The organism is Blautia sp. DFI.9.10 (assembly GCF_024461705.1).
GTDB lineage: Bacteria > Bacillota > Clostridia > Lachnospirales > Lachnospiraceae > Blautia_A > Blautia_A fusiformis.
In genome coordinates this window covers 209,420-221,963 of sequence record NZ_JANGAA010000003.1, presented here as the reverse complement: position 1 = coordinate 221,963, position 12,544 = coordinate 209,420, and the positions used below count along the sequence as shown (strand labels likewise).

Annotated in this window: 12 protein-coding genes, 1 rRNA gene and 1 pseudogene; 13 read left to right on the top strand and 1 reads right to left on the bottom strand. The window is 42.6% G+C overall.

The genetic code is table 11. From position 1 onward, the window contains the following. The 11 genes and pseudogenes from NE671_RS03405 to pgeF all read left to right on the top strand — a co-directional run. Positions 1-326: ribosomal RNA gene (locus NE671_RS03405) — 23S ribosomal RNA — on the top strand; the annotation flags it as partial. Between the two features lie 324 nt (positions 327-650). Continuing rightward, on the top strand, positions 651-1,349 hold the full coding sequence (locus tag NE671_RS03400; protein ID WP_256163678.1) for an energy-coupled thiamine transporter ThiT: 699 nt from the start codon (positions 651-653) through the stop codon (positions 1,347-1,349). A gap of 404 nt (positions 1,350-1,753) precedes the next feature. After that, positions 1,754-2,286: pseudogene (locus NE671_RS03395) on the top strand (IS607 family transposase). After that, on the top strand, positions 2,216-3,379 hold the full coding sequence (locus NE671_RS03390; RefSeq protein ID WP_110103290.1) for an RNA-guided endonuclease InsQ/TnpB family protein: 1,164 nt from the start codon (positions 2,216-2,218) through the stop codon (positions 3,377-3,379). Before NE671_RS03395 ends, NE671_RS03390 begins: the two are co-directional and overlap by 71 nt. A gap of 196 nt (positions 3,380-3,575) precedes the next feature. Further along, positions 3,576-4,451, top strand: coding sequence for a methionyl aminopeptidase (locus NE671_RS03385; protein WP_256163677.1), 876 nt, complete (start codon positions 3,576-3,578; stop codon positions 4,449-4,451). A gap of 138 nt (positions 4,452-4,589) precedes the next feature. After that, on the top strand, positions 4,590-4,937 hold the full coding sequence (gene rplS / locus NE671_RS03380; RefSeq protein ID WP_015525316.1) for a 50S ribosomal protein L19: 348 nt from the start codon (positions 4,590-4,592) through the stop codon (positions 4,935-4,937). A 96-nt stretch (positions 4,938-5,033) separates the two neighbouring features. Continuing rightward, complete coding sequence (gene lepB, locus NE671_RS03375; protein WP_015525315.1) at positions 5,034-5,642, top strand: signal peptidase I; 609 nt, start codon at positions 5,034-5,036, stop codon at positions 5,640-5,642. A gap of 42 nt (positions 5,643-5,684) precedes the next feature. After that, on the top strand, positions 5,685-6,542 hold the full coding sequence (ylqF, locus tag NE671_RS03370) for a ribosome biogenesis GTPase YlqF (RefSeq protein WP_015525314.1): 858 nt from the start codon (positions 5,685-5,687) through the stop codon (positions 6,540-6,542). Beyond that, the gene (locus tag NE671_RS03365) at positions 6,542-7,297 is read left to right on the top strand and encodes a ribonuclease HII (protein ID WP_015525313.1); all 756 of its coding nucleotides are present in this window, start codon (positions 6,542-6,544) and stop codon (positions 7,295-7,297) included. Before ylqF ends, NE671_RS03365 begins: the two co-directional genes overlap by 1 nt. A 45-nt stretch (positions 7,298-7,342) precedes the next feature. Beyond that, positions 7,343-7,702 (top strand): YraN family protein, encoded by a 360-nt coding sequence (locus NE671_RS03360; protein WP_059085938.1) that lies wholly within the window; start codon positions 7,343-7,345, stop codon positions 7,700-7,702. Positions 7,703-7,720: 18 nt separating this feature from the next. Then, positions 7,721-8,566 (top strand): peptidoglycan editing factor PgeF, encoded by an 846-nt coding sequence (gene pgeF / locus NE671_RS03355; RefSeq protein ID WP_173732703.1) that lies wholly within the window; start codon positions 7,721-7,723, stop codon positions 8,564-8,566. Here the strand turns inward: pgeF and NE671_RS03350 are convergent. Further along, the gene (locus tag NE671_RS03350) at positions 8,553-9,725 is read right to left on the bottom strand and encodes a ribose-phosphate pyrophosphokinase (protein WP_015525311.1); all 1,173 of its coding nucleotides are present in this window, start codon (positions 9,723-9,725) and stop codon (positions 8,553-8,555) included. The genes pgeF and NE671_RS03350 overlap by 14 nt on opposite strands. Positions 9,726-9,869: 144 nt before the next feature. Here NE671_RS03350 and NE671_RS03345 point away from each other — a divergent pair, with 144 nt between their 5' ends. Continuing rightward, positions 9,870-11,255: a DUF512 domain-containing protein gene (locus NE671_RS03345; RefSeq protein ID WP_256163676.1), complete on the top strand. Its 1,386-nt coding sequence runs from the start codon at positions 9,870-9,872 to the stop codon at positions 11,253-11,255. Further along, the gene (der, locus tag NE671_RS03340; protein ID WP_015525309.1) at positions 11,218-12,543 is read left to right on the top strand and encodes a ribosome biogenesis GTPase Der; all 1,326 of its coding nucleotides are present in this window, start codon (positions 11,218-11,220) and stop codon (positions 12,541-12,543) included. Before NE671_RS03345 ends, der begins: the two co-directional genes overlap by 38 nt. The last annotated feature ends 1 nt before the right edge of the window (position 12,544 follow it).

Genomic DNA, 12,544 nt, shown 5'->3' with positions numbered 1-12,544 from the left:
CGCGAGCTGGGTTCAGAACGTCGTGAGACAGTTCGGTCCCTATCCGGCGTGGGCGTAGGATATCTGAGAGGAGCTGTCCTTAGTACGAGAGGACCGGGATGGACGGACCGCTGGTGGACCGGTTGGCTTGCCAAAGCCATGGCCGGGTAGCCAAGTCCGGAAGGGATAAACGCTGAAGGCATCTAAGCGTGAAGCCCCCCTCAAGATGAGATATCCCATTCTTAGTGAAGTAAACCCCCTTGAAGACGACGAGGTAGATAGGGCAGAGGTGGAAGTGTGGTAACACATGGAGCTGACTGTTACTAATCGGGTGAGGGCTTGACCAACAAGCCGAGGAAGTGGGGATACCCCCCGCTGTAGTATCGGTACGCAGGTTAAATTTGATTCAAAAAGTTTGATTAACCATCAACAAAGCATGTATGTAGTTTTTAAGGTACAAAGGGAAAGAGGAAAGCAGGAGAAAAATCAGTACATGGATTTTTCTCCTGTTTTTATTATATATAATCATACATCTCCCACCATTTACATCTCTTTTTCCATATGCTACAATAGGTAAGACCAAAGGAGCCTGACCAGGCTGTGAGGAGGTGCAGGCTTTGACCTTTGAACTTGATTTGGGCAATTTAATCGTAAGGAGGAAAGAAAAGAGTATGTTTAATTTTCTTGTGACTGCCGAAGGCGGTCTCACAACGGCAGGATATGCCGTATCTGTTATTGCAGTCCTAATTTTGACAATTCTGGTAGCAGTATTACTTCAGAAAAACACATCTGCATTAAAATTTACCACACAGCAGCTGGTTACCTGTGCAGTAGCATTGGCACTCGCATATGTAACTTCCTACATTAAGATATTTAAACTGCCATTTGGCGGATCTGTGACCTTGTTCAGTATGTTGTTTATTGTTCTGATCGGTTACTGGTATGGCATTAAGGTAGGAATTCTTACCGGTCTTGTATATGGGATTTTTCAGTTCCTCCAGGAGCCATATGTCCTTTCATTTTTTCAGGTATGCTGTGATTACATTCTGGTATTTGGAGCCATGGGGCTTTCCGGATTATTTACAAAATCCAGAAAACATGGTCTTCTTAAAGCATACATACTAGCAATTCTGGCAAGAGGGGCATTCCATGCACTTGGCGGATATCTTTATTGGATGGATTATATGCCGGATAATTTCCCGAAGTCTCTGACAGCTTTGTATCCGATTATTTACAATTACAGTTATATTCTTCTGGAAGGTGTACTGACGATCGTAGTAATTTCTATTCCGGCAGTATCCCGTGCACTTGGGCGAATGCGAATAATGGCAACTGGTGGAAACCGACAATCTGCAGCCACCGAAAAATAATTAATACAGACACATAAATAAAAATAGATCGTTCAAGCTACTACGATCTTTTTTTATTGAAAAATCACAAAAAGTTATATAAAACAAACCAAAAACACAAAGAATACTTTTCACCTAAAGAAAGTTGTGCTATGATAATCAGGCGGAATAATTTCCCATTCAAACGGATGAAGGCAAGTCCCCACCTACAGTTTATTGCTTTTCGCAACCACATAGGAGACTTCTTTGATTCGGTTAAAATATTTCAGACAGATATAACATATCTGAACATATAAAATACAAAAGAAAAAGCAGCCATACAGTTGCGAAAAGGAGAATATCTTAAGTAATCAAATTTGTTGACTAATGTGATCAAATGTGTTTAAAAGTACTCAAAAGAGTAAATTATTATGAACACATCAAATATCACAAATTACAAGCCAAAAGATTTTGCTGAACTGTTAGGTGTATCTGTAAAAACATTACAGCGTTGGGATAGAGACGGAACTCTAAAGGCAAACCGAACTCCAACTGATAGACGTTATTACACTTATGACCAATATCTGCAATTCAAAGGAATAAGTACTGAAGATGACCAACGTCAGGTAGTTATTTATGCCAGGGTATCTACAAGAAATCAAAAAGATGATTTACAAAACCAGGTTGCATTTTTACGACAGTTTTGTAATGCCAAAGGTATTATTGTAGACCAGTGTATTGAAGATTATGGAAGTGGCCTTAATTACAATCGTAAAAAGTGGAACGAATTATTAGATGAAGTGATGGAACAAAAAATCAAAACCTCGTGCAGGATATTGTTTCAATACTCCATGTGTTCTCTTGCAGGTTGTACGGACTTCGTAAGTATAAAAAACAAATAGAAAGGGATGTGGAAATTGCTAAAGAGCTTCAAGACGGAAATAAATCCGTCAGAGGAACAGAAAGTCAAGATTCATAAGACGATAGGAACTTGTAGATTTATTTATAATTTCTATCTTGCCCATAATAAAGAACTTTACAACAACGGTGAAAAGTTTATGAGCAGTAACAGGTTTAGAGTCTGGCTTAACAATGAATATCTTTCTGAGCATCCGGAGTATTCGTGGATCAAGGAAGCTTATTCAAAAGCAGTAACACAGTCAGTAAATAATGGACAAACTGCTTTTACAAGATTTTTCAATCACGAGAGTGCTTTTCCTAAGTTCAAAAAGAAAGGCAGATCTGATGTAAAGATGTATTTTGTAAAGAATAATCCAAAGGATTGTCGTTGCGAAAGGCATAGAATCAATATTCCGTCACTTGGTTGGGTCCGTATCAAAGAAAAAGGATATATTCCAACAACTAAAGACGGATATGTGGTTAAAAGTGGCACGGTCTCAATGAAAGCTGACAGATACTATGTTTCAGTTCTTGTAGAAATTTCTGATAACAAGATTGCTGATAATTCCAATGCAGGAATTGGCATAGACTTGGGATTAAAGGATTTTGCCATTGTTTCTAATGGTAAGACTTATAAGAACATCAACAAGTCAGCAAGACTGAAAAAGCTTGAGAAACAACTTATTCGGGAACAGAGATGTCTCTCCCGTAAGTATGAAAATCTAAAGAAAGGAGAAGTCACTCAAAGGGCGAATATACAAAAACAAAAACTCAAGGTACAGAAACTTCATCATAAGATAGATAATATCCGTACTGATTACATTAACAAGACAATCGCTGAGATAGTGAAAACCAAGCCATCTTATATAACGATCGAGGACTTAAATGTAAATGGTATGATGAAGAATCGACATCTTTCAAAAGCAGTTGCATCACAAAAGTTTTATGAATTTAGAACAAAGCTGCAAATCAAATGCAATGAAAATGGGATCGAACTTCGAATAGTAGATAGATGGTATCCATCATCTAAAACCTGTCACTGCTGTGGCGCTATCAAAAAAGATTTAAAGCTTTCAGATAGAATATTCAAATGCAGTTGCGGTTATGTCGAAGACAGAGATCTCAATGCTGCACTTAATTTGAGAGATGCAATAACTTACGAAGTTGCATAACTAAAACGCAAACGTAAGTATGTACCGAAGGCTATTTTCGGGAATTTACGACTGCGGAGTGTACAAGAACTTGTGAGTAGATATGATTTCGGTCAATCAAAAACATACACGGTGAAGCAGTAAGTAGAACTCGTGAGAGTCTACGTTATCTCGATGTGAGTATATTTACACATATTTTGAGTGGCAGAAGAAAAAGATGTCTAAAAAAATTGAACGAAATGATCCCTGCTGGTGTGGAAGCGGAAAAAAATATAAAAAATGTCATGAAGCATTTGATGAAAAAATGGAACTCATGAAAAAGAAGGGGTATGCAGTTCTTGACCATGATCTGATCAAGACACCTGCACAGATCGAGAAGATCAAAGAGAGCTGCAAGATCAATGTTGCAGTTCTTGATTATGTTGCAGAGCATATCGGACCAGGCGTGACGACACAGCAGATTGATGACTGGGTACATGAAGAAACAGTACGTTATGGCGGAATTCCGGCACCACTTAATTATGAAGGTTTTCCAAAAAGCGTATGTACATCTATCAACGAGGTAGTATGCCACGGAATCCCGGATGAAGAAATTGTCTTAAAAGAAGGTGATATTGTCAATGTAGATGTATCCACCATTTATCAGGGATATTTTTCTGATTCCTCCCGTATGTTCTGTATTGGACAGGTAAGTCCGGAGAAGGAGAAGCTTGTCCGTGTGACAAAAGAATGCATAGAGCTTGGCCTTGAACAGGTAAAACCATGGACACCGATCGGAAATATGGGAAGTGCTGTACACAAACATGCAGTGGAAAACGGCTATACAGTTGTGAGAGAAATTGGCGGACATGGTGTAGGTCTTGAGTTTCATGAAGATCCATGGGTAAGCTACACATCTAAGGAAGATACAGGTGTACTCATGGTACCCGGAATGATCTTTACTATTGAACCAATGGTCAATATGGGATCTGATGAAATCTATACAGATGAGATCGATGACTGGACAGTGAGGACAGAGGATGGTCTGCCATCGGCACAGTGGGAGATCATGGTCCTTGTTACAGAAACAGGACATGAGGTCCTTTGCTGGTAAAAGCCATCGAAAATCCGGAAAAAAAGTCCTTGCAATGAGAAGTTATCTAGTGTATAATCACATATGTTGTGAAAAAAGATGGTCCTCTGTTACCATATGTGTATTAAGAACATCCAGTATAATTAAGGAGAGAAAGAAATGAACGAAATTATTAAGAACATTGAGTCCGCTCAGCTGAAAGCTGAAGTACCGCAGTTCCGCGTAGGAGACACAGTAAGAGTACACGCACTGATCAAAGAGGGAACACGTGAGCGTGTTCAGATCTTCGAGGGTACAGTACTTAAGAGACAGGGTGGAAGCACAAGAGAGACTTTCACAGTAAGAAAGAGCTCCAACGGTGTTGGTGTTGAGAAAACATGGCCGCTTCATTCCCCACATGTAGTTAAGGTTGAGGTTATCCGTCATGGTAAAGTACGCCGTGCGAAACTGAACTACCTGAGAGATCGTGTAGGTAAAGCAGCTAAGGTTAAAGAGCTTGTAAAATAATTTCATAAGTAAAGAGGCAGGGACAATAACATTTGCTATTGTCCCTCTTTTTACATCAGTGCGTATGCGTGTAAAGACACATACAGGGGATAGAATATGGGATTAAATAAGAAGATTAATATCGAAAATCTGAAGGAAAACAGAGCTGTTTCCGAAGCAAGGGAGAAGCTTCGTGATGACAGGACAAGAGGAATCGTGAAATGGGTGTTTGAAATTATTGTGACCCTGGTTTTTGCTGTGCTGGTTGCAATCTCTGCATTTCAGACTGTGACATTGCAGGAAAGTGCCATGGAACCCACGTATTCTGTAAGTGAAAAGTTTTTTGTAAACAGGGCTTTATATAAGGTCAGTTCACCAAAACGTGGAGATGTGATCGTTTTTAAAACAAGCGCCAGTGACTCGGCAGCCCTGCATATCCGACGTGTGATCGGCCTTCCCGGGGAGACTGTTCAGGTTAAAGACGGGAAGATCTATATCAACGGCAAGGTTTATGAAGAAAACGGAGCTTATCAGGATATGACAGATGGAGGACTTGCAAATAGTGCTATAACTCTGGAAAGCGGGGAATATTTTGTCCTTGGTGATAATCGCAATAACAGTGAGGACAGCCGCTTCAGCGATATCGGAAATATCAGTAAGAAGTACATTGTCGGGAAAGTTTGGTTTACAGTTTCTCCGAAAAATAAAATAGGTTTTATAAAATAGATCAAAGTAAACAGATTAAAGTATAGATAAATGAGGTGAATTATGAACGTACAGTGGTATCCAGGCCATATGACGAAGGCGAAGCGTCAGATGCAGGAAGATATCAAGCTGATCGATCTGATCATTGAGCTTGTAGATGCAAGAGTTCCTCTTTCCAGCCGAAATCCGGATATTGATGAGCTGGGAAAAAACAAGGCGCGTATGATCCTTCTCAACAAAGCAGATCTTGCCGATGAGAGACAGAACCGTGCCTGGATGGAATATTTCAAAGAAAAAGGAATCTATGCGGTAAGTATTGATTCCCGCAATAAGGGATCTATGAAGGCCGTTTCTGCGGCAATCACAGAGGCATGTAAGGAAAAGACAGAGAGAGACCGGAGACGAGGAATCAAAAACCGTCCGGTACGTGCGATGGTTGCAGGAATCCCTAATGTTGGAAAATCAACATTTATCAATACCTTTGCAGGAAAAGCCTGTGCCAAGACCGGTAATAAACCAGGAGTTACAAAAGGAAAACAGTGGATACGTCTGAATAAAAGTGTGGAGCTTCTGGATACCCCTGGAATTCTCTGGCCGAAATTTGAAGATCAGGAAGTTGGAATGCGTCTTGCCTATATCGGTTCGATCAAGGACGATATTCTGAACATCGAAGAACTTGCCCTGGGTCTGATCGGATATCTGCAGGAGTTTTATCCGGCAGCGATCAGAGAGAGATACAATGTAGAAGAAGAGCTGAAACCGCTGGATATCCTTACTGCAGTTGCGAAAGCAAGAGGATGTCTGAAAAAGGGCGAAGAGCTTGATTATGAGAAAGCATCCCGCCTTTTGCTGGAAGAATTTCGTTCCGGAAAACTGGGAAAAGTGACTCTGGAGTTTCCAAAAGGACCGGAGGAAGCGTAATGGAAACAATGAAAGATATCAAGGCGCGTTTTGCGTCAGCGAAGGAGGGCGAATATAACGCCCTTTTTCGTCATTATGAAAATGATGAGAGAAGCGGTGTACAGAAACTGATCCAGCAGTATCACAAAAAGCTTCAGGCTCTGGAGGATGAGCGTGTACGTACAGAGAGCATGAAGAAATATGAACATGAATATGAGCATCTTGGATATCTTTGCGGGATCGATGAGGTGGGAAGAGGTCCTCTTGCCGGACCGGTAGTTGCCTGTGCGGTGATCCTTCCGAAAGACTGCGATATTTTATGGCTGAATGATTCTAAGAAGCTTACAGCTAAGAAGAGAGAAGAATTGTACGATGTGATCCTGGAGGGAGCAGTTTCTGTTGGAATTGGAATGGCAAGTCCGGAGAGGATTGATGAGATCAATATCCTGCAGGCAACCTATGAGGCAATGCGCCAGGCAGTGAGCAGGCTTTCTGTACAGCCACAGCTGCTTTTGAACGATGCGGTTACCATACCGGAAATCCAGATTCCGCAGGTACCCATCATCAAAGGTGATGCAAAAAGTGTATCCATTGCGGCAGCAAGTATTGTTGCCAAAGTGACCAGAGACCGGATGATGGAAGAATATGATAAGGTTCTTCCGGAATACGGATTTGCCTCCAATAAAGGATATGGTTCTGCAGCGCATATTGAAGCACTGAAGAAATATGGACCAAGTCCGATACATAGAAAAACGTTTATCACACATTTTGTATAAAAATACTTAAGATACCGACATCAAAAACAGAAAGGTTTTGTTTATCTGAAGGAAAATAGAAGACAGAAGGGCAGCTATTATGAAGGAATTGCTGCAGCGTTCCTGGAAGAAAAGGGGCTGCAGATCAAGGAAAGAAATTTTCGCTGCCGAAGTGGTGAGATCGATCTTGTTGCGCAGGATGGAAGATATCTGGTGTTTGTTGAAGTGAAATACAGAAAGAACGGAAAGAGTGGAAGTCCTTTTTCAGCGGTAGGGAGAGAAAAACAGAGGATCATTAGCAAAGTGGCAATGTTTTATCTGATTGCACATGGATACCGGGAGCTGCCTCCCTGCCGTTTTGACGTAGTAGGAATTGATGGAGAGAACATCCACTGGATAAAAAATGCTTTTGATTTTTGCAGTTGAAAGGACTGGTCACATAAGATGAAAATAAAATGGTATAAAGATAAACAGCTAATGAATATAAATCAGAAGAACAAGGTTACCTGGCTTACATATCCTGCTTTTGAGAAATTTCCCGGGATCGTACATGGCTTCAGTACCCGCCTGGGAGGAGTAAGCCAGGGGATTTATGAATCTATGAACTTAAGCTTCACAAGAGGGGATGAAGAGTCTGCGGTGCGGGAAAATTACCGCAGACTTTCTGCTGCTATGGGATTTTCCATGGAAGATATCGTAACCTCTGATCAGACACACACCACCAATGTACGTGTGGTCACGGAAGAAGACAGAGGAAATGGGATTACAAAACCAAGACCTTATACAGATGTGGATGGAATGATCACCAATGTGCCGGGACTGGTGCTGGCAACGTTTTATGCGGACTGTGTACCACTTTTCTTTATAGATCCGGTACATAGAGCTGTGGGATTATCTCATTCCGGCTGGAGAGGTACTGTAGGAAAGATCGGAAAAGTGACGGTGGAGAAGATGACTGAGGAATTTCAGACAGATCCTTCAGAGCTTTATGCAGCCATTGGTCCTTCTATCTGTCAAGATTGCTATGAAGTCAGTGAAGATGTGATCGATCAGTTTAGAGAGGCGTTTGAAGAAAAATACTGGGATGTGCTTTTTTACAGAAAACCAGATGGGAAATACCAGCTGAATCTGTGGGAGGCGAACCGAAGGATCTTTCTGGATGCAGGCATAAAAGAAGAGCGGATCTCAATGCCGGGCATCTGCACCTGCTGTAATCCGCTCTTTCTTTACTCACACAGGGCTTCTCACGGGAAACGTGGAAACCTGGGAGCATTTATTACTGTTCGTTGACTTTTTTCATGAGATCCATGATCTTTTCGTTGCTGGAACGAACCTTCTCGACAGATACATCATGATTGATGATATCGATGATACTTGCAAGATATTTGCTCATATTTGCTTCGATATAGTATGGACGGTCAAGAAGCTCAGGAATACGATAGTTAAGGTTGGTTGTGATGACTCTGTCCAGCCAGCCTTTTTCGTAATATTCATCAAATTTGGCTACGCCATCTGTAAACAGACCGTAGGTTGTGCAGACGAATACACGTCCGGCTTTACGCTCTTTGAGCTGACGGGCAACATCCAGCATGCTTTCTCCGGAAGAGATCATATCGTCGATGATGACAACGTCTTTGCCCTCTACGGAATCTCCGAGGAATTCGTGAGCAACGATCGGGTTCTTTCCGTTGACAACGGTGGAGTAATCACGGCGTTTGTAGAACATACCCATATCGACTCCAAGGATATTGGAGAAGTATACAGCACGGGACATGGCACCTTCATCCGGGCTGATGATCATGAGATGATCATTGTCAAGCTTGAAATCAGGGACATTTTTGACCAATGCTTTCAGGAACTGGTATGTGGGGAAAAAGTTATCAAAGCCCTTCAGCGGAATAGAGTTCTGTACACGTGGGTCATGAGCATCAAAAGTAATGATGTTGGAAACACCCATGGCACTTAACTCGCGAAGTGCAAGTGCACAGTCAAGAGATTCTCTCTTGGTGCGTCTGTGCTGACGTCCCTCGTAAAGGAATGGCATGATAACGTTGATACGGTGTGCTTTACCGGTGGCAGCGGAGATGATTCTCTTCAGATCCTGGTAATGGTCATCCGGAGACATGTGGTTCTCATGACCGCATACGCTGTAAGTAAGGCTGTAATTGGTCACATCTACCATGATATAAAGGTCTGTTCCGCGGACAGATTCCTTGATATAACCCTTACCCTCACCGGTTCCGAAACGTGGGCATTCGCAGTCTACAAGGAAAGATTTTTCTGCATATCCCTGTGGGATGATGGTGGATTTCTTGGCGGCTACAAGTTCTTTACGGAATTTAACCAGCTTTTTGTCAACCTCCTCGGCCAGTTCGCGGCATCCGGCAAGTGCGGCGATTCGGATCGGGGCAACAGGCATAGACTTTTCCAGCAATTCTATGTTTGGCATAATATTCCTCCTAAGTGTATGTCATTAAAAATTCTCAGTCTATTTATAACATCAGACCCACGTGTCAGTCAAGGTGTTTTCTCAAAGTGTTGATTTTTAAGAGCAAAGTTGTTATTATATACGGGATAGAAAAGGGAGATAATGATGAAATTAAGAAAGCATATGATTTCCAGGGTGCTGCCCGACAGTATTGCCGAGGAGCTGGGGCTGGAGCCGGGAGACAGACTTGTGTCTGTAAACGGACAGCCTGTGGAAGATGTCTTCGATTACCGGTATCTCATGAATGAAGAGCTTGTGGTGCTTCTAGTAGAGAAGCCTGATGGCGAAGAGTGGGAGCTGGAGGTAGAGAAGGAATATGAGGAAGACCTTGGAATAGAATTTGAGAACGGAGGACTGATGGATGACTATCGCTCCTGTTCAAATAAGTGTATGTTCTGTTTTATTGACCAGATGCCTCCAGGTATGCGTGAGACGCTGTATTTTAAGGATGATGATTCCAGGCTTTCCTTTCTTCAGGGAAATTATGTTACGCTTACCAATATGAGCGAGAAGGATATTGAGCGTGTGATCCGCTATCATCTGGAACCGATCAACATTTCGTTCCAGGCAATGAATCCGGAACTCCGGTGTAAAATGCTGCATAACCGTTTTGCAGGAAAGGCTCTGGATAAGGTGGATACGCTGTACAATGCAGGAATCACCATGAATGGACAAATCGTACTGTGTAAGGGTGTCAATGACGGAGACGAGCTGGAATACAGCCTTGAAAAGCTTTCCGCTTATGCGCCGGTCCTTCAGAGCGTTTCTGTTGTACCGGTAGGACTTACCAAATACAGAAAAGGTCTCTATCCTCTGGAGCCTTTTAATAAGGAAGATGCTGAAAAAGTCCTGGGGCAGATCGAACGCTGGCAGAAGATCATGATGGAGAAATATGGGATCCATTTTATCCATGCTTCAGACGAGTGGTATATTCTGGCAGACAGGGAGCTTCCCTGTGAGGATGAATATGATGGATATCTGCAGCTTGAGAATGGCGTGGGAATGCTCAGACTTCTGGAAACGGAAGTAAAAGAAACGCTGGAGGGGCTTTCCGGTGACGACCGTAAGGTGACAGGCAGGATTGCCACAGGAAAATTGGCAGCGCCTTTTATCGCACGCTATATAAAAGAGATCCAGAAGAAATATCCCAATGTGCAGATTCCGGTCACAACCATCGAGAATCGTTTTTTCGGTGAAAAGATCACAGTGTCTGGCCTGATCACCGGGCAGGATCTGAAAGAGCAGCTTTCCGGTCTTGACCTTGGAGAGAAGCTTCTGATCCCATGCAGCATGCTGAAAGGTGATGAGGAGATTTTTCTGGATGACATGACACTGGAAGAGCTTTCGGAAGCGCTGAACACAGAAATTGTAATCGTAGACACAGGAGGACGTGATCTGGTGAAAGCTGTGATCAACCCTCCGGAACATAAACAAACAAGAAGGAGACAGATTTATGAGCAAACCAGTAGTAGCGATAGTGGGAAGGCCTAATGTAGGCAAATCCACTCTGTTTAACGCTCTGGCAGGTGACAATATTTCCATAGTAAAGGATACACCAGGAGTAACCCGTGACAGGATTTATGCAGATGTCACATGGCTTGACAGGACATTTACTCTGATCGATACAGGCGGAATCGAGCCGGACAGCAGCGATATCATTCTCTCCAGAATGAGAGAGCAGGCACAGATCGCCATTGATACGGCAGACGTGATCATTTTTATCACAGATGTTCGCCAGGGTCTTGTGGATTCCGATGCCAAGGTGGCAGATATGCTCCGCCGCAGCGGCAAGCCGGTACGTCTTGTAGTTAACAAGGTAGACAGCCACCAGAAATATATGATGGACGTATATGAGTTTTACAATCTTGGAATCGGAGAACCGATTCCGATTTCCGCAGCTAACAGACAAGGCCTTGGAGATATGCTGGATGAGGTGATCAAAGAGTTCCCGGATAAGAGTGAAGAGGAAGATCAGGATGATATTCCGAAGATCGCCATTGTAGGAAAGCCGAACGTGGGAAAATCTTCTCTGATCAACAAGCTTCTTGGAGAGGAGCGTGTGATCGTATCCAATATTGCAGGAACCACACGTGATGCTATAGACACAAAGGTTACCTGGAACAAAAAAGATTATATTTTTATCGATACTGCAGGACTTCGACGCAAGGGTAAGGTAAAAGAAGAGATCGAGCGCTATAGTGTTATCCGTACTGTGACAGCTGTAGAGCGTGCAGATGTGGTTGTAGTTGTGATCGATGCCTCCGAGGGCGTTACCGAGCAGGATGCTAAGATCGCGGGAATCGCTCATGACAGAGGAAAGGGTATCATCGTAGCGGTAAATAAATGGGATGCCATTGAGAAAAATGACAAGACCATCTACAAGCATACGGAAAAGATCCGTCAGATCCTTTCCTTTATGCCATATGCACAGATCATCTTTATCTCTGCAAAAACAGGTCAGAGACTTCCAAAGCTTTTCGAAAATATCGATACAGTTATCGAAAATCAGACACTTCGTATCCAGACAGGTGTTCTTAATGAGATCCTTTCTGAGGCAGTCGCTCTTCAGCAGCCGCCGTCTGACAGAGGAAGAAGACTGAAGATCTTCTATATGACACAGGTTGCGGTAAAACCGCCGACATTTGTTATCTTTGTCAATGACAAGGAACTGATGCATTTTTCCTATGTAAGATATCTGGAGAACAAGATCAGGGATGCATTTGGATTTTCCGGAACTTCCCTGAAATTTATCATCCGCGAGCGCGGGGAAAAGGAATAAA